The 17,584-nt window shown below is 74.4% G+C and carries 16 protein-coding genes; 9 read left to right on the forward strand and 7 right to left on the reverse strand.

The features are described from left to right. The first annotated feature begins 175 nt into the window (after positions 1–175). Positions 176–2,140 (forward strand): DUF5107 domain-containing protein, encoded by a 1,965-nt coding sequence (locus ACGFRG_RS15450; RefSeq protein WP_393264147.1) that lies wholly within the window; start codon positions 176–178, stop codon positions 2,138–2,140. A 21-nt stretch (positions 2,141–2,161) separates the two neighbouring features. Here the strand turns inward: ACGFRG_RS15450 and ACGFRG_RS15455 are convergent, their stop codons facing one another. Next, positions 2,162–2,512 (reverse strand): VOC family protein, encoded by a 351-nt coding sequence (locus ACGFRG_RS15455; RefSeq protein WP_361419530.1) that lies wholly within the window; start codon positions 2,510–2,512, stop codon positions 2,162–2,164. 140 nt (positions 2,513–2,652) lie between these two features. After that, positions 2,653–3,510 carry a methyltransferase domain-containing protein gene (locus ACGFRG_RS15460; RefSeq protein WP_393264149.1) on the reverse strand — a complete coding sequence of 286 codons (858 nt, stop codon included), beginning with the start codon at positions 3,508–3,510 and terminating at the stop codon, positions 2,653–2,655. 281 nt (positions 3,511–3,791) lie between these two features. On the opposite strand from ACGFRG_RS15460, the gene ACGFRG_RS15465 reads away from it, so the two are divergent. After that, positions 3,792–4,553, forward strand: a complete 762-nt coding sequence (locus ACGFRG_RS15465) for an MBL fold metallo-hydrolase (RefSeq protein WP_361419524.1) — start codon at positions 3,792–3,794, stop codon at positions 4,551–4,553. Positions 4,554–4,591: 38 nt separating this feature from the next. On the opposite strand, the gene ACGFRG_RS15470 is transcribed toward ACGFRG_RS15465, so the two are convergent. After that, positions 4,592–6,118, reverse strand: coding sequence for a bifunctional phosphatase PAP2/diacylglycerol kinase family protein (locus ACGFRG_RS15470; protein WP_393264151.1), 1,527 nt, complete (start codon positions 6,116–6,118; stop codon positions 4,592–4,594). Between the two features lie 194 nt (positions 6,119–6,312). Here ACGFRG_RS15470 and ACGFRG_RS15475 point away from each other — a divergent pair, with 194 nt between their 5' ends. Beyond that, positions 6,313–6,900, forward strand: coding sequence for a TIGR03086 family metal-binding protein (locus tag ACGFRG_RS15475; RefSeq protein WP_393264154.1), 588 nt, complete (start codon positions 6,313–6,315; stop codon positions 6,898–6,900). A gap of 36 nt (positions 6,901–6,936) precedes the next feature. Here ACGFRG_RS15475 and ACGFRG_RS15480 read toward each other — a convergent pair whose 3' ends face one another. Continuing rightward, positions 6,937–7,413, reverse strand: a complete 477-nt coding sequence (locus ACGFRG_RS15480; RefSeq protein WP_361419515.1) for a CBS domain-containing protein — start codon at positions 7,411–7,413, stop codon at positions 6,937–6,939. A gap of 260 nt (positions 7,414–7,673) precedes the next feature. On the opposite strand from ACGFRG_RS15480, the gene ACGFRG_RS15485 reads away from it, so the two are divergent. Beyond that, positions 7,674–8,507 carry an RNA polymerase sigma factor SigF gene (locus ACGFRG_RS15485; RefSeq protein ID WP_393264157.1) on the forward strand — a complete coding sequence of 278 codons (834 nt, stop codon included), beginning with the start codon at positions 7,674–7,676 and terminating at the stop codon, positions 8,505–8,507. On the opposite strand, the gene ACGFRG_RS15490 is transcribed toward ACGFRG_RS15485, so the two are convergent. Continuing rightward, complete coding sequence (locus tag ACGFRG_RS15490) at positions 8,419–9,618, reverse strand: PAS domain-containing protein (protein ID WP_361419509.1); 1,200 nt, start codon at positions 9,616–9,618, stop codon at positions 8,419–8,421. The genes ACGFRG_RS15485 and ACGFRG_RS15490 overlap by 89 nt on opposite strands. Before the next feature lie 127 nt (positions 9,619–9,745). On the opposite strand from ACGFRG_RS15490, the gene ACGFRG_RS15495 reads away from it, so the two are divergent. The 3 genes from ACGFRG_RS15495 to ACGFRG_RS15505 all read left to right on the forward strand — a co-directional run bounded on the left by ACGFRG_RS15495 (position 9,746) and on the right by ACGFRG_RS15505 (position 12,884). Next, entirely contained in the window at positions 9,746–10,402 is a 657-nt protein-coding gene (locus tag ACGFRG_RS15495; protein ID WP_361419506.1) for an ANTAR domain-containing protein, read from the forward strand. A gap of 114 nt (positions 10,403–10,516) precedes the next feature. Continuing rightward, entirely contained in the window at positions 10,517–11,731 is a 1,215-nt protein-coding gene (locus ACGFRG_RS15500; RefSeq protein WP_393264160.1) for an aminotransferase class I/II-fold pyridoxal phosphate-dependent enzyme, read from the forward strand. A 43-nt stretch (positions 11,732–11,774) separates the two neighbouring features. Further along, positions 11,775–12,884, forward strand: coding sequence for an MBL fold metallo-hydrolase (locus tag ACGFRG_RS15505; protein WP_393264163.1), 1,110 nt, complete (start codon positions 11,775–11,777; stop codon positions 12,882–12,884). Between the two features lie 162 nt (positions 12,885–13,046). On the opposite strand, the gene ACGFRG_RS15510 is transcribed toward ACGFRG_RS15505, so the two are convergent. After that, positions 13,047–13,697 (reverse strand): DedA family protein, encoded by a 651-nt coding sequence (locus tag ACGFRG_RS15510; protein ID WP_361420077.1) that lies wholly within the window; start codon positions 13,695–13,697, stop codon positions 13,047–13,049. Positions 13,698–13,708: 11 nt separating this feature from the next. Next, positions 13,709–14,479 (reverse strand): MBL fold metallo-hydrolase, encoded by a 771-nt coding sequence (locus ACGFRG_RS15515; protein ID WP_393264166.1) that lies wholly within the window; start codon positions 14,477–14,479, stop codon positions 13,709–13,711. A 268-nt stretch (positions 14,480–14,747) separates the two neighbouring features. On the opposite strand from ACGFRG_RS15515, the gene ACGFRG_RS15520 reads away from it, so the two are divergent. Next, complete coding sequence (locus tag ACGFRG_RS15520) at positions 14,748–15,152, forward strand: hypothetical protein (RefSeq protein WP_361419494.1); 405 nt, start codon at positions 14,748–14,750, stop codon at positions 15,150–15,152. A gap of 201 nt (positions 15,153–15,353) precedes the next feature. Continuing rightward, on the forward strand, positions 15,354–17,519 hold the full coding sequence (locus tag ACGFRG_RS15525; protein WP_393264423.1) for a phage holin family protein: 2,166 nt from the start codon (positions 15,354–15,356) through the stop codon (positions 17,517–17,519). Positions 17,520–17,584: the final 65 nt, after the last annotated feature.

The raw sequence follows: 17,584 nt of genomic DNA on the forward strand, positions 1-17,584 counted from the left end.
TCCCGCGGTCCAGGTCACGAAGTCTCGGGACCCGTCCCCGCGGTCCGGGTTCCGTCACGCCTTTGCGCAATCCTGACCAGGGCGTCCTCTGGTCACCGCACCCACTGCCGTGTTCCATGGTCACGGGGGCGGCTCCAGGACGGGTGGCCGTTCCGCGCGAGGGAATGAGGTTGCCTTGGCCACAAGCGTGCGACGCGCCGTACTGACCCTGCCCGCCGCCCCGTTGGGGCAGCCCAACCCCCTGCCCCCGCTGCGGCCACTGGACGAGGTCCACACGCTCGACGACAGAGCGCGCGCCGAGCTGCCGCGCGACATGGCGCGCCAGATCGGCTACGAGCCGCTGCGCACGGTCCTTCCGGTGCGCGTCCTCGACGGGTACGGGCGGGAGCGGACCGACACCGCCCTGGACACCCTCGTCGTCGAGAACGAGCGGCTGCGCGTCACCGTGCTGCCGGGGCTCGGCGGGCGGATCCACTCCCTCTTCCACAAGCCGACCGGCCGCGAACTCCTCTACCGCAACCCGGTGTTGCAGCCCGCCGACTTCGCGCTCAACGGCGCCTGGTTCTCCGGCGGCATCGAGTGGAACATCGGCGCCACCGGCCACACCACCCTCGCCTGCGCACCCGTGCACGCGGCCGTCGTCACCGCCCCGGACGGCGGTGAGATGCTGCGCCTGTGGGAGTGGGAGCAGCTGCGCGACGTGCCGTTCCAGGTGGACCTCTGGCTCCCCGAGGACTCCGACTTCCTGTACGTGGGCGTACGGCTGCGCAATCCGCACGAGCGGACCGTGCCCGTCTACTGGTGGTCCAACATCGCCGTGCCGGAGGACGAGCACGGCCGTGTCCTCGTCCCCGCCGAAGAGGCCTGGCACTTCGGATACGCGCGCACCCTGCGGCGGGTCCCGGTGCCGCACTGGGAGGGCGCCGACCGGACGTATCCGCTGCGCAGCGAGTACCCCGCCGACTACTTCTACGAAGTGCCGGACGGCGCCCGCCGCTGGATCGCCGCGCTGGACGGCACCGGGCGCGGTCTGGTGCAGACGTCGACCGATCTGCTGCGCGGCCGCAAGCTGTTCCTGTGGGGGTCGGGCCGGGGCGGGCGGCGCTGGCAGCAGTGGCTGACCGAGCCCGGCACCCCCGGTTACGCGGAGATCCAGGCGGGCCTGGCCCGCACCCAGCTGGAGCACGTTCCGCTCGACGCCGGCGCGGAGTTCGCCTGGCTGGAGGCGTACGGGCCGCTCGCCGCCGACCCCTCGCGGGTGCACGGCGACGACTGGGCGGCGGCCCGTACCGAGGTCGCCGACCGGCTGGCGGCGGCGCTGCCGCGCGAGGCGGTGGAGGAGGCGTACGCGGCCTGGCGCCCGTGCGCCGACACCGAGCCCGCCGAGTCGCTGGCCACCGGGTCGGGCTGGGGCGCGCTGGAAGTGCTGCGGGGCGGTCTGAAGCTGCCGGGGACGCCGTTCGCCGAGTCGACACTCGGCGAGGAGCAGGCGCCCTGGCTGGAGTTGCTGCACACGGGGGTGCTGCCCGAGCCGCGGCGGGTGACGCCGCCCGGGCCGACGCTCGTCGCCCCGCACTGGCGGGACATGCTGGAGACGGCGCCCGCGTCACCGCTCACCGAGTACCACCTCGGGGTCGCGCAGTGGCACGCGGGCGACCGCGCCCAGGCCGTGCGCAGCTGGGAGCGCGGGCTCCAACTCGCCCCGTCGCGGTGGCCGTTGCTGCGCTGTCTGGCCGTCGCCGACCAGCTGGCGGGCGACCCGGACCGGGCCGCCGACCAGTACGCCGAGGCGTTCGACGACCTCTGCGAGGAGCGGCGCGAGGGCGAGCACTGGACGGCCGCCACGGCCGCGCTCGGCCGCGAGGCGATCACGGCGCTGCTCGCGGCGGGCCGTCCGGCCGACGCCCGCGCGGTCCTGGACCGGCTGCGCCCGTCCGTACGGGCCCGTGGCGCGTTCCGGCTCCTCGATGCCCGGCTGCTGCTCGCGGAGGGCGACCCGGCGGCCGCCCGCGCGATCTTCGACGAGGGCTTCGAGGTGGCGGATCTGCGCGAGGGCGCCGAGATCCTGGACGAGGTGTGGTCCCGCCTCACGGACGAGCCGCTGCCGGACCGGTACGCGTACCGGATGCGGCCCCAGTAGCGGCCCCGAACAGCGGCTTCATTACGCGGACTTGCGGTCCACGTACTCGAAGACCGAGCCGTCCGGGTGCACGGCGATCAGGTTGCGGCCCACCGGGGTGGGGACCGGGCCCGCGATGACCCGGGCGCCCACCTGGGTGAGGGTGCGGTGCGCGTCGTCCACGTCCTTGACGGCGATCGTCGCGGCCACCTTGCGCAGGATCTCCAGCTCCGACTCCGGGCCGCTCATCAACAGGAAGCAGCCGACCGCGGCGACCGAGACGCCGCCGCGCTCGAACCGAAGGGCTTTGCTCGCCGTGAGCCGTTCGTAGAAGACCACCGAGGTCTCCAGGTCGTCGACGCAGATGCGCAGTGTGGTTCCGAGGATCTCCATGCGTACGAGCCTAGGCGCTTCGCTGGATGTGTGGTGATTCGGCTGCGGACCGCCTGTGGCTGGTCGCGCAGTTCCCCGCGCCCCTGTAGGTTGCGCGGAATCGCGTCGACTCCCCACAAATCCGCCCCAGTTGGGGACGGTCACACCCGGCAGAGGATCTCGCCGTGCGGGACCATGAACCAGGCGTCCTCGGCGCGGGCCCACTCGCGCCACCCCCGCGCGATCGCGGCCAGTTCGGCCTCGGTGGCGTGGCCGCCCTCTGTCGCGAGACGCGCGTACGAGGAGGCCACCGTGCGGTCCGCCCACAGCCCGCTCCACCAGGCACGCTCGTCGTCGGTGGCGTAACACCAGGTGGACGCCGTCGAGTCGATGTCGGTGAACCCGGCCTGCCGGGCCCAGGACCGCAGCCGTCGTCCGGCGTCCGGCTCGCCGCCACTCGCACGGGCGACCCGGTGGTACAGGTCCAGCCACTCGTCCAGGGCAGGCGCTTCGGGGAACCAGGTGAAGGCCGCGTAGTCGGCGTCGCGGGCCGCGACGATGCCGCCGGGCTTGGTGACGCGCCGCATCTCGCGCAGCGCCTGGACGGGGTCGCCCACGTGTTGCAGCACCTGGTGGGCGTGCACGACGCAGAACGTGTCGTCCGGGTAGTCCAGCGCGTGGACGTCGGCGACGGCGAACGACATGTTCGCGCGCCCGGCTTCGGCGGCGTGCGCCCGCGCCTGCTCGACGATGTCCGGCGCCGCGTCGACGGCGGTGACATGGCCGTCGGGGACCAGCCCGGCCAGGTCGACGGAGATGGTGCCAGGGCCGCAGCCGATGTCCAGGACCAGCATGTGCGGCTTGAGTTCGCCGGTCAGATACGCGGCGGAGTTGGCGGCGGTGCGCCAGCGGTGCGAGCGCAGTACGGACTCGTGATGGCCGTGGGTGTAGACGGCGGTCTCTTTGGACGGCGTGGATGACGTGGGCGACGCGGATGATGTGGACGGCAGGGACGACATGACCGGCTCCCTCTCTCGACGTTCTCGCGGTCGGTGCGTGGTGAGGTGAACGCTACGCGCTCGTGTCGGATGGTGAGACCTGCGTTTCGCCATGTGGACATGGCGTTGGTGCGGGACGGATACGGGACGCGGGGCGCGGGGCGCGGGGCGCGGGCGTTCGAGCCGGGCGCGCTCCGGGCGGGCCGTGGGCGAACCAGTCGGCACTACCGCCCGTGCGGAACAACCCCTAGCGTCGGGGGCGTTACCCCTGCCGAGCCGGAATGATCACTTGGGAGGGCAAGATGAGCGCCGTTTCGATCAGATATGTGGGCGGGCCCACCGCCGTCGTGGACATCGACGGCATACGACTGGTCACCGATCCGACTTTCGACACCCCGGGCGACTATCCCGTCGGCCCCGACCGCAAGCTGGTCAAGACGGCCGGACCGGCGATCGAGGCGGACGAGACGGGGGCGGTGGACGCCGTCCTGCTCTCGCACGACCAGCACCCCGACAACCTGGACGAGTCCGGGCGCGCGTATCTGGGCCGGGTGCCGGTGGTGCTGTCGACGGCCGCCGCGCACGGCAGGCTCGGGGACGCGGTGACCCCGCTGGCCAACTGGGAGACGTACGCGCTCGGTGAGCGGCTGCTGATCACCGGGGTGCCCGCGCTGCACGGACCCGAGGGGGCGCGGGCGCTGGCGGGCGAGGTCACCGGGTTCGTCCTGCACGGCGACGCGCTGCCCACCGTGTACGTGAGTGGGGACAACGCCTCGCTCGACCATGTGCGGGCCGTCGCCGAGAGGTTCGGGCCGATCGATGTGGCCGTGCTCTTCGCGGGGGCCGCGCGGACGGTTCTGTTCGACGGCGCGCCGCTCACGCTCACCAGTGAGGCCGCCGCCGAGGCCGCGCAGATCCTGGGCGCCCGGCATGTGGTGCCGCTGCACTTCGAGCACTGGGGGCACTTCACCGAGGGCGCGGATTCGCTGGCCGACGCGTTCGCCGCCGCCGGTCTCGGGGACCGGCTGCGGCTGCTCAAGCCGGGCGAGGCGTTCACCGGGTAGCGGTGGCGCCTTGTCGCCCTACGGGGTCGGCGTGGATCTCAGGGGCGGGCCAGCGGGCGGTACACCGTCAGCGCCTCCGAGAGCTTGTCGACCAGCAACTCGCCCTCTATGTGCGACACTTCGCCGTCGTACGCCACCGGGGTGCCCGGGGCCAGGCCCTCGACGCGCAGCCGGCGCAGGCGTTGGGCCGCGTGGACGGGGGAGCGGCTGAGCGGGCCCGCCAGCGCGGCCGCGAGCAGACGCAGGCCGGGCAGACGGCCGCCGTGCACCACACGGACGTCGAGCAGTCCGTCCGCGAGATCGTAGCGGCGCGCCGGGGCCGGGCCGAGGCGCTGGTAGAGGCAGTTTCCCGCGAACAGCAGCCACAACGCGCGCCGGTGGCCGTGCAGTTCCACCTCCAGCGGCCGCTCGCCGCCGAGCACCCGGTACGCCGCCAGCACCCCGGCCGCCCAGCTGCCGATGCGCGGCGACCAGTGCTCGCGCAGCCGTACCAGCTCCGGGTAGACGCCCAGGCTGAACGTGTTGACGAAGTATCCGGCGGCGGCGCCGTCCGGCCCGGGGGCGAACCGGCCGAGGTCCACCTTCACTGCGTCGCCCGAGGCCAGGGCCCGCGCGGTGTCCTGGACCTCGTCGATGCCGAGGGCCTGCGCGAAGTGGTTGAGGGTGCCGCCGGGGAACACGGCGAGCGGCACGCCGTACCGGGAGGCGGTCACCGCGGCCCGGTTCACCGTGCCGTCGCCGCCGCAGACGCCGAGCGCGCGGCCGCGCCGGGCCGCCTTCTCCAGCGTCGCCGTCAGGTCCTGCGGCGCGCACTCCATCACTTCGGCCAGCGGCAGTGCCTCGCGTACGGCGGCGGACTGGGCGGCGGCCGTGCCGGAGGCGCCGTTGACCACGACCACCAGGTGCTCGCCGCCGGGCAGCGCCGGTGCGTCGGCGTGCGGGCGGCCCGGGGTGGGCAGCTGGCTCCGGGTGGGGACGAGGCCGCGTACCGCGAAGGCCGCGCCGACGCCGAGGGCCGCGCCCACCAGGACGTCACCCGGATAGTGCACACCCGTGTACACCCGGGAGGCGGCCACCGAGAACGCGACCGGTGCCACCACCGCGCCCCAGCCCCGGGACTCCAGCGCGACGCCCGTCGCGAAGGCCGCGGCCGAGGCGGAGTGCCCGGACGGGAAGGACGTGGTGATCGGCTGACGCTTCAACTGGCGTACCAGCGGCACCAGTTCGAGTATCGGCCGGGGCCGTCGCACCGACCGCTTGGCCACCGTGTTGACGGTCGCCGAGGCGAGTGCGAGGGAGGCGACCCCGCGCAGCGCGGCCCGGCGCGCCCGGGGCGAGCGGGTGGCCGCCATCGCGGCGGCCGCGCCGAACCACAGCAGCCCGTGGTCCGCGGCCCGGCTCAGCCTGGGCAGCACGGCCCGCGCCCCCGGCCAGCGCCGGTCCGCGGCCACCCGGAACAGCGCCAGGTCATGGGCGTCGAGACGGCGCGGGAGGCCGGCGGGCCAGCGGACGAGGACGCGCGGGCGGGACGGCACGGGCTCGGGAAGCGGGTTCGGTGACGACATGGCGCATGGGTACCCGTCCACCGCCGACGCAATCAGCGCTTCAGCCGCATGCCGCCGACGGGATCAGCGCCGGGCGGCGCGGGCGGCGCAGGCGGCGCCCGGGCCGCGCGCCCGGAGCGGGGCCGACGCTTCGGGTCGCGCCCGCGACTCGATCAGCGCTTGAGCCGTGGCGCCGCATTCGCGAGAGTGGCCCCATGGATTCCCACGCAGCCGCGGACCGCGATCCGCTCCTCGACCGCCACCGCGAAGCCCTCGCCCTGTTCGGGGCCCGCGTCCACGCCGTCCGGCCCGACCAGTGGGACCTCCCCACACCCTGCACCGACTGGACCGTGCGGGACCTCGTCAACCATCTGGTCGTCGAGCAGCTGTGGGTGCCGCCGCTCGTCGAGGGCCGCTCCCTCGCGGACGTCGGCGACGCCTTCGACGGCGATGTGCTCGGCGACGACCCGGTCGCCGCCTGGGACTCGGCCAAGGACGCGGCCCTCGCCGCGTTCGCGGGGCCGGGCGCGCTCGACGGCACGGTCCACCTCTCGTACGGCAAGACGCCCGCCACCGCGTACTGCTCGCAGATGGTGGCGGACGCGGTGGTGCACTCCTGGGACCTGTCGCGGGCGATCGGCGCCGAGGAGCGGCTGCCGGACGCCCTGGTCGACGCGGCGGCGCGCGAGTTCGGACAGTACGCCGACGAACTGCCCCGGAGCCTGTTCGACGCGCCGGTCAAGGTGCCCGCCGGGGCCGACGCGCAGACCCGGCTCCTGGCGATGCTCGGCCGCGACGCCTGAACCCCTGACGCTGGCCTGACGCACCCTCATATGCATTCAGAGCTGCGGTGATTCCGGTGCGCCCGGCCGGAACCCCGGCGACGGCCGCTCCGGCCAGGTCTGCGGAGCGGCCCGGCTGATGGCGGCGAGCGTGGAGCGCGGTGCCTGCGCCTCGGCCACGTCGCCGAGGCTCACCATGCCCAGCGGGCACCCGTCGAGCACCACCGGCAGCCTGCGCACCGCGTGCCGCCGCATCAGCCGTACCGCCGTCTCCAGCTCGTCGTCGGGCCCCACGCACACCGGTGAAGGGGTGCACACCGACTGGACGCTGACGGTCAGCGGATCCATCCCGTCGGCCACCGCGCGCAGGGTGATGTCCCGGTCCGTGAGCACCCCGACCACCTCGTCACCCTTGGCGACGAGCACATCTCCGATGTCCTGGGCCCGCATCAGCTGGGCCGCCTCGACCAGCGAGGCGTCGGGCCGAACCGCCGCGACACCCGCCGTCATGACGTCCCGGACGTACTCTGCCATCGCAGTCAGCCTCGTCTCCGTCTCGTGCCCGTTTTCGTGTATCGCGGCGCAGTACCCCTCTCACGGCGAACCATGCACGTATCCAAGGGTGTTTGGACCGGGTGGCCCCGGGCATGCGCTTGTCGTGCTTCGGACCGGAGGCACGTCCGTGGGAGCGCCTGCCCGCTCCGGACGTGACCGAGCCCACCGGCCGCACACCCGGTTCGGGCCCTCCCCACGGTGACAACCATCCGATTCCACCGTTCGAGGGACTGTTCCGCATGCGTACACACGCACACGCCACAGCGAAGCACCCGCACGACGACGCACCCGACACCGCGGCCGCCTTCGCCCGCCTCATCTCCCTGCCGGAAGGGCCGGAGCGAGAAGCGCTGCGGCAGGAGTTGATCCGTCAATGGCTGCCGATGGCCGAGCGGCTGGCCGGGCGGTTCCGCAACCGGGGCGAGGCGATCGAGGACCTGCGCCAGGTCGCCGCGCTCGGCCTGGTCAAGGCCGTCGACCGGTACGACCCGCAGCGCGGCGCCGCGTTCGAGAGCTTCGCCGTGCCGACCATCACCGGTGAGCTCAAACGGCACTTCCGCGACCACATGTGGACCCTGCACGTGCCGCGCCGGGTGCAGGATCTGCGCGGCCGGGTGCGCGCCGCCCGCCAGGAGCTCGCCCAGACCGCGGGCGGCGACAGCCCCTCGGTCGCGGAGCTCGCGGCGCACACCGGGATGACCGAGGACGAGGTCAAGGCCGGACTCGAAGCCCTGGACAGCTACTCCGCGCTCTCCCTGGACGCCGAACTCCGGGGCGCACAGGACGGGTTCAGCCTCGGCGACTCGCTGGGCGCGCCCGATCCGGCGCTCGACGTCGTCGTCGACCGCGAGGCCGTCAAACCGGGGCTGCGCCGACTGCCGCCGAGGGAGCGGCAGATCCTCTACATGCGGTTCTTCGGGGACATGACACAGAGCCGGATCGCCGAGGACCTGGGCATCTCGCAGATGCACGTCTCCCGGCTGATCACCCGCTGCTGCACTCGGCTGCGGGACCAGGCCCTTCGGGACCAGGCTCCGCGCGATCGTCGCCCGCCCCGGCGGGACGCCGCATAGCCAGCGCGGTATGGCGGGACATCACGTCCATCGCCTGCCCCTCCGCCATCGAGAAGGGCCGCGCCGACCCCGTACGGAACAGCGTCAGCACTCCCTGTACGGGGCCGGGCGCCCCCAGCGGTACGCACAGCAGTGACGTCACATCGGCGAGCGCGAGCACCGGCGCACCGGCCGGGTCGTGGCCGAAGCCGTCCGTGTCCTCGGGCTGCACCTGGAGCGAGGTGGTCCCGGCCCGGGCCGCCTCGGCCACCAGCGGGCAGGAGGCGGGGTCCTGCGCGGCGACCAGCCGCCGCAGGGCGGTGGACTCGCGGGCGGCCGGGCCCAGCACGCTGGTGCGCCGCAGCCCGCCGTCCACCAGATCGGCGACCACCCACTGGGCGAAGCGCCCGCACAGCACCCGGGCGGCCGTCTCCAGGATCTCGCCCCGCTCGCCCGGCGCGAGGCTCAGCAGCGCCCCCGCCATCGTGTCGATCAGGTCCATGAGTTCGGCGTGCCGGGTCGACTCGCCGAGATCGGGCAGCTCGGGCGGCGGTGCGGCGGCCGTCGCCCGGGATATCCCCGGCTGCAGGACGACGAGCACCGCCGGGTGCGGCTCGTCCGGCGGGCGCAGCGCGGTCAGCGTGGCGAGCAGCGGTTCCTCGGGGCGCTGCTGGAGCCGTACGGTCAGGCCGCGGTCGCCGTCGCCGCGCGCCACGGCGGCGGCCTGCGAGCGTAACGCGCCCCGGTCGCCCGGCATCAGCAGGGCGGCCAGCGGCCGCCCGGTCGCGTATCCGGCCCGGGTGCCGGTGAGGCCGGTCGCCGCGAAGTTCAGCCTGCGGACCACCGTTTCGCGGTCGACCAGGAAGACCGGCAGCGGCATCCGCTGGAAGAGCGCCTTGAGGAGCTGCCGTTCCTGCCGGTCGCCGGGCGAGCCGCCCGCGGTGCCCGCGCCGGTGACGAACTGCTCGTAGCGGGGCCACAACTGCTCGGCCACGTGCTGGAGTTCGAATAGGGCCGCGTCCAGGACCGTCAGCTGCTCCCCGGCCCCTTGCGAGCGCGCGGTGCGCAGCTCGCCGACCCGTCTGACGAAGTCCGCCAGTTCCTCGCCGAATTCGTCCGCCGTCTGCGTCATACCAGCAAGTTAGCCGGTCCAGCCGTTTCCCGGGCCCGCCAGGGGGAAGGCGCCGGACAGGAGGTCTTCCATGTTGTCCGAGCTGGAACGCCAACGACCGGAATCCGAATCCGCCACCCCTGTACGCATGTTGTCCCGGCTCGCCGAGCAGTCGGTGCGCTGCGCTCCCGCCACCTGCGGAGCCGTCGCGACCATCGCCGACAGCGGACCCGAGCGCCGGGTCACCGCCACCCACCCCGACCTCGCGCCGCTCGCCTCCGTCCAGCTCGCCTGCGGCGACGGGCCCATCCCGACCGCGCTGGACGTCGGCGTGCCGGTGGACAGCGAGGACCTGCTGACCGAGGACCGCTGGCCCGGATACCGTGCGCTGGCCCTCGAATCGGGCGTACGGGCCTGTGTCACCCTCCCCTTCCGCCGCTCCGGCATCGAAGTCACCCTCAGCCTCTACAGCTTCCGCCCCGGCCCCCTCGACGAGGCCGCCCGCTCGGTCATCGGCATCCTCGGCGAGGAGACCACGGCCCGGCTCGCGCGCGAACGCCGCTACCACGCGGCGCTCGCCGAGGTCGAGCAGCTGGAGGCGGCGCTGCGCTCCCGCCCGGTCATCGACCAGGCCAGCGGCATCGTGATGCACGTCCTGGGCTGCGGCGCCGAGGAGGCGTTCGGCGTGCTGCGGACCCTGTCGCAGCGCGCCAACCGCAAGCTGTCCGAGGTCGCCGAGGGCGTCGTGCGCACCAAGGGCCGTGGCCTTGAGGACGAGCTGGCCGCCCTGCGCCCGTCCGCCTGACCCCGCGCGCCCCGACCGCCCCACCCTCGTACGCATGCGGAGCGGCGCCGCCGAGCAAACCTCCGTATAAAGGGCTCAGGGGCCCGAGACGGCGGGGCGCGAAGGAGGCGGCGCATGTACGGGACGGTGGCGGAAGGCCGTGGACCCGTCCGCTACGGGCCGCCCGCGCCAGGTCCCGGGCTGCCCGTGCTGCCCGAACTGGCCGAGGTCCTGGCGGGCGCCGCCGGGCGCACCGACCCCGAACCCCTCGGCGGCGGCGCCGAACTGCGCGCCGCCGCCTGCGGCTACTGGCAGCGGCGCGGACTGCGCGCCGACCCGGACCTGGTGGCCGCCGCGCCCGGCGCCCAGCCGCTCCTGTTCGCGCTGCTCGCGGCGTACGGGGGCGACATCCTGCTGCCGCGCCCGTGCCCGGCGTGGTGGACGCCGCAGGCCCGGCTGCTCGGCCGGCCCGCCTACCATGTGCCGACCCCGGCCGAATGCGGCGGCGTGCCCGATCCGTACGCGCTCCTGGAGACCGTGCGCCGGGTGCGTGCGGAGGGCGGGCTGCCCAGGATCCTGGTGCTCTCGGTCGCCGACGACCCGACCGCGACGGTCGCGCCGCCCGAGACCATGCGCGAGGCCTGCGAGGCGGCCGTCGGCGAGGGACTGCACATCATCAGCGACGAGACCTGGCGCGACACCCTGCACCGGCCGCACGACACGGTGCTGTTCAGCCCGGCCGAGATGTGCCCCGACGACGTCACGGTCCTCAGCGACCTGGCGGGCGCGCTCACCCCGGCCGGCTGGCACGCCGCCGTCGCCCGCTTTCCGGCCACCGAACGCGGCGTCCAGCGCCGCGCCCGCGCCCTCGACGTCCTCACCGCCCTGGGCTCGGTCGTGGCGGGCCCGGTCGCGGCGGCCGCCGCGTACGCGCTGAACGAGCCGGACCCCGTCGCCGTACGGACCCGGCGGGCCGCCGCCGTGCACGGCGCGGTCGCGGCCGCCGCCCATCGCGCGGTCCTGGCGGCCGGGGCCTTCGCCCGGCCGCCGCAGGCGGGCCGCCACCTCTACGCCGACCTCGGCCCGCTGCGGGCCGCTCTCGCCGCGCGCGGCGTCACCGACTCGATGGAGCTGGAGGAGTACCTGACCGCCCGGCTCGGCGCCCCCGCCCCCGGCGGCCACCGCTTCGGCGACGAACTGGGCGCGCTGCGGGTCCGGCTCGCCACGGGTCCGCTGCTCGGGTCGACCCCTCAGCAGCGCGCCCAGGTGCTGGACGCGGCGGACCCGCTCGCCCTCACGCATGTGGCCGAGGCGCTGGAGGCGTTCGGGTCCGCGCTCCAAACGCTCTGACGACCCCCGTGACGACCCCGTCCCCTCGAATGGAGCCGCCCGGATGACGGAACAGAAGGAGCAGCCGGGAGAGACGGAATCTCATACGGGAGAGAGTGGGTGGACGCGGCAGAGCGCTCGCCCGGCAGCCGCCCCACCCCTCACCGCACCGGCCCCCGCTCCACCCCTCACCGCACCCGCCCTGCGCCCGCTCGGCGAGCTCCGCCACTGGCCCCGGTCGTTCGCCGACCGGCTCGTCCACCCGCTGCCCGGGGTCCGCGCGCTGGCCCGGCTCGCCCGGGAGGGTGCGCTGCGCCCGTCCCCGGCGGGGCTGCGGGGCATCGCCGAGCTGCCCTTCGCCCCCGGGCCGCTGCCCGCCGTGGACACCGGTGCGGTCGCGGTCACCTGGGCCGGGCACGCCAGCTGGGTGGTGCGGATCGGCGGCCTCACGGTGCTGACCGACCCCGTCTGGTCCCGCCGCATCCTGGGCACTCCGCCCCGGCTCACCCCCGTCGGGGTCCGCTGGGATGACCTGCCGCCCATCGACGCCGTGGTCATCAGCCACAACCACTACGACCACCTGGACGCGCCGACCCTGCGCCGACTTCCGCGCCACACCCCGCTGTTCGTCCCGGCGGGCCTCGCCCGCTGGTGCCGGCGCCGCCGGTTCACCCGGGTCACCGAGCTCGACTGGTGGGAGGCGGCCGAACTCGACGTGCCCGGCCGGGAGCCCGTCCGCTTCGAGTTCGTCCCCGCCCACCACTGGTCCAAGCGCTCGCTGACCGACACCTGCCGCTCGCTGTGGGGCGGCTGGGTCCTGGGCGACCGCAGGGGCCGACGCGTCTACTTCGCGGGCGACACCGGTTACGGCCACTGGTTCAAGGAGATCGGCCGCCGCCACCCCGCGCTCGACCTGGCGCTGCTGCCGATCGGGGCGTACGCGCCGCGCTGGTGGCTGCGGGACGTGCACGCGGACCCGGAGGAGGCGGTGCAGGCGTGCGAGGACCTGGGGGCGCGGCGGATGGCGCCGATGCACTGGGGCACGTTCGTCCTGTCCGCCGAGCCGGTCCTCGAACCGCTGGCCCGGGTACGGGCGGCTTGGGCGCGCACCGGAAGACCGCGCGACGGGCTGTGGGACCTGCCGGTGGGAGCGTCGCGGGTTCTGGCGGCGTGAGCGCCCCACATCGGTGCGGGCACCCGAGCAGGCGCGGGCTCCTGAGAGCCTGTCTTTGAACCCCCGCCTGCGCTGCGGCGGTCGGCACGCACGCCGATCGCACGCACCGATCGCCGCTGCGCCCGCCCTCCGGGCGGACGACGGGGGTTCAAAGACAGGCTCTTACCGAGGTGCCTGCTCCGGTGCCTTGGCCGACCCGTCCCGCGCCCGCCCCCGTACCCGTCGCCACACCCCCGGCCCCCCGCTGATCAGCAGCGTCAGGGCGACCGCCGCCACCACGCCCTGCCACGGCTCCGGGAAGAGCGAGCCGCCCAGGATGCCGATCAGGCCGTACGCGCCGGCCCAGGCCAGGCACGCGGGGACATCGCCCCGTACGAAGGTCCGCAGCGGCATCCCGCCGAGCAGGCACGCCAGCATCACCGGGATCCTCCCGGCCGGTACCAGCCGGGACAGGATCAGGACGGGCACGCCGTGCTCGTCGAGCTTGCGCTGGGCCTGTTCGAGGCGGTCCGGCGCCGCCCGGTCGCGCAGCGCGGCCAGCCACCGCGACCCGTTGCGCGAACGCACCCCCCGCTGCCCCAGCCAGTACAGGCCGATGTCCCCGAGGAACGCGGCGAGCGCGCCCACCCCGAACACGAGCAGCAGCGAGAACCACGCCGTCTGGTGGAAGGCGACCACCGCGGCCGTCGACACCAGCGCCCCCGTCGGCACCACGGGTACCAGCGAGCCGAGCACGACCAGGATGAACAGGGACGGATAGCCGAGCGCCTGCTGGGTCGACTCCGGCGGCACCTGGCCCGCCGCCCGGGCCATGAACGCGGCGATCACCGGGCGACCTCGGGCCGTACGCTCTCGCCGTGCAGCAGCCGGTGCACCGCCACGCCGGGCGCCAGTCGAGCCGCATGGCGCACGAAGTCGTCGCCGGGCGCGTGGAACTCATGCGGGCGGACCCCGTCGAGCCCGATCGGCCAGTACGTGCCGTAGTGCACCGGTACCGCCGAGCGCGGCGCGAGCCGGACCAGTGCCTGTGCGGCCCGGCCCGGGTCCAGATGGCCCGGGCCGAGGAAGGGTCCCCAGCCGCCGACCGGCAGCAGCGCCACGTCGACCGGGCCGACCTCGGCCGCCATCTCGTCGAAGAGCCCGGTGTCCCCGGCGAAGTAGGTGCGGGCCCGGCCCTCGATCACATAGCCGAGCGCGGGCGAGCGATGCGGCCCGAACGGCAGCCGTCGCCCGTCGTGGTGCGCGCTCACCACCCGTATCCGCAGGTCCCCGGCCTCGACCAGGTCCCCGGGCCGCACCTCGGTGATCCGCAGGCCGAGCCTGGCCAGGCCCGGCACGGCCCGGACCGCGCCGTGCGGCACGACGAGGCGGGTGCCGGGCGCCAGGCGGGCCAGCGACGGCAGATGCAGATGGTCGGAGTGCAGATGCGAGACGAGGGCGATCTCGGCCGCGGTCGCCTCGGGCGGCGGCACCGCGCCCCGGCGGCGGCGCAGATGCGCCAGGCGCCGCGCAAAGAGCGGATCGGTGAGCACCCGTACGCCGGAGTCCTCGACCGTGCAGGTGGCATGACCCCACCAGGTGATCTCCACCGGCACCGGGAAAACTCCTCCGCTCGAAACCCACCACGCGCGCTGTTGGGTACGAGCCTAAGTGTCGTGGGGCGCAATGGAGGGGACCCGGGGTAGGCATCGGGTCCACGAAGGGACGGCCCGGCATGATCATGCACTCCGAGCAGTGTCCGCGGTGCGGTGGGATCCTCGCGGTGACCCAGGACGGCTGGAAGATCTGCCACTCGTGCGGATACTCCTCGCCACCGTGATCCAGGAGTAGGGTCACCACCACGACCAAGCATGGGGGACGGGCATGAGTGACGTGCGAGTGGCGGCGATCGCCAGTCTGACGCCGCTTGAGGAACTGGACCTGGACCCCTTCCTGGTCGACACCCGCAGCCAGCACGAGATGTGCGCGCGCTGGGCCGCCGACAAGGGGTACGTCGTCACCCGGCAGTTGCTCTTCTACGGTCTGCGTCCCGACCACGTCGGTCTGTGGGCGGACGTGGACGCGGGCCAGGTGGACGTGTTCGTCGCGCCCAACGAGCGGGTGCTGGCCCGGGCGTTGACGTCGGTGCCGGAGTTCTCCGCCGAGTGCGAGCGCCGGGGGGTCCGGCTGGAGACGGCCGGGCTCGACGAACCGTCCTACGACGCGGCCAAGAAGGCGCACATCCACCGCAGGCTGTCGATGCCTACGGCGGGGTACGACGGCTGCTGAGCGCTCCGCTGGGAGTGTGGTCTTTCGTCTGCGGGCCGCGGCGGAGCCGCATATCGACACAGCCTCGCGCCCCTGGGTGCCCGCAAACAATGTCCCTGGCCGGTTTCCGTCGCTGTGACACGCTGGGAGGGAACGGCTAGGCGAGAGGCAGTGACGAGCGGCGTGCACACAGGGCGATGGCGGACGGCGGGCAGCGCCCTGATGCGGGTGGTCGTGGTGTGGGCGGTCTCCACGCTCACCATGATGGCGCTGGCCGGGATCCTGCCCGACTTCCAGCTCAAGTCCGCCGGCGGCGACAGCGTCACCCGCGTCGCGCTCACCGCCGCCTGGGGCGCGGGCGCCTTCGGGCTGCTCAGCGTGCTGGTGTGGCCGCTGGTCGTACGGGCGTTCCTGCTGGTCCCGGCGCTGGTCCTGGGCCTGCTGGTGTTCTTCCTCAACGGCTCGCTGCTCCTGATCGCGCTGAGCCTGATCCCCAGCGGGCGCGGCGCGGCCAAGCCGGAGACCGCGGTGGTGGTGGCCGCCGTGATGTCGGCGGTGGCCTCGGCCACCTCGACCGCGCTGGCGGTCCGGGACGACAACGCCTACCGGCGCAGGCTCTCGCGCCTCGCCGACCGGCGCAGACGGCGGCGCGGCGACGACGACCGGGGCTCGGAGCCGCCCGGCACGGTCTTCCTGCAACTCGACGGCGTCGGCCACGACGTGCTGTGCCACGCGGTCGGCGCGGGTCTGATGCCGACCGTCGCGGGCTGGCTGGAGGAGACCCACCGGCTCACCCCCTGGCGTACCGACTGGTCCAGCCAGACCGGCGCCAGCCAGCTCGGCATCCTGCACGGCTGCACCTTCGACGTGCCCGCCTTCCGGTGGTACGAGAAGGACACCGGCGAGCTGATGGTCTCCAACCGGCCCGCCAGCGCCGTGGAGCTCCAGCGCCGGGCCGTGGAGCGCACCGGCGACGGCGGCCTTCTCACCCTCGACGGCGCCAGCCGGGGCAACCTCTTCTCCGGCGGCGCCGACCAGCTTGCCCTGGTCCTGTCGATGGCCGCCCGGCGGGGCCGCCGCAACCGCTCCCGGGCGGGCTACTTCGCGTACTTCTCGGACCCGGCCAACTCCGTGCGCACCGCGCTCTCCTTCGTCGCCGAGGTCGGCCGGGAGATCGGCCAGTCCACCCGCGCGCGGCTGCGCGGGGACGCGCCGCGCGTGCGGCGCGGCGGGCTCTACCCGTTCATCAGGGCGTTCGCGACCGTCGTGGAGCGCGATGTGGTGGTCGCGGCGGTGATAGGCGACATGCTCGCCGGGCGCACCGCCGTCTACGCCGACCTCGTGGCGTACGACGAGGTGGCGCACCACTCCGGGCCGCGCAGCCGGGACGCCGACAAGGTCCTGGACCGCCTCGACCGGTCCCTTGCGCTGATCGCCAAGGTCGCCGAGCACGCCCCGCGCGCGTACCGGATCGTGCTGCTCTCCGACCACGGGCAGAGCCCGGGGGAGACCTTCGCGGGGGCGTACGGGCTGACCCTGAAGGACCTGGTGCGGGCCGGGTGCGGGCTTTCGGTGCCGCGCGGCGCCGGGCGCACCAAGAGCGGCGCCGAGGCGCGTGACGCGGTCCGGGTCGCGCTGCACCGGCCGGTCGCGGAGAACGGGGAGCCGGGGCCCGCCTCCGACCCGATCGTGCTCGCCTCCGGGAACCTCGGGCTCGTCTCCTTCCCGGACACCGAGGGGCGGCTCTCCCGCGAGGAGATCGACCGCCGCCACCCGGCGCTGCTGCGCACCCTCGCCGGGCATCCCGGCATCGGGTTCCTGCTGGTGCGCAGCGAGGAGCACGGCGCGGTGGTCATCGGCGGCCGGGCGGCGGACGAGGTGGTGGAGGTCCCGCTCGCGGAACTCGCCGACGGTCAGGGACCGTTGGCCGGATTCGCGCCGGGCGCCGCCGACGCGGTGCGGCGCACCGACACCTTTCCGCACACCGCCGACATCATGGTCAACTCGATGTACGACCCGGTGACCGGCGAGGTGCACGCCTTCGAGGAGCAGATCGGCTCGCACGGCGGCCTCGGCGGCGAGCAGGGCCACCCCTTCCTGCTCTCGCCGCGCGACCTGTCGGCGCCGGTGGCCGACGGCGCGGAGCTGGCCGGCGCCGAGCAGGTGCACCGGGTGCTGCGGCGCTGGCTGCGCGAGTGCGCGGGGCCGCAGGTGCCGCTGGAGATCTCCCGGCGCCAGGAGGAATCCGTGCTTCAGCAGGAACCCGTACGTCACCAGGAATCCGCGCGTCGGCAGGAATCCCGGCGTCAGGAGGAATCCCTGCGCCGACCGGAAGCGGAAGGATCATTTCCGGTGGACGACCGGGCCGTGCAGGACAAATCCGCCTGATTTTGCGCCGCGTTCGCCGTACCCGACCATGGTCAGGTTTTGGCACGGAGAGAGGCGCACCACCC

This window comes from Streptomyces sp. NPDC048696, from assembly GCF_043198895.1.
Classification (GTDB): Bacteria; Actinomycetota; Actinomycetes; order Streptomycetales; family Streptomycetaceae; genus Streptomyces.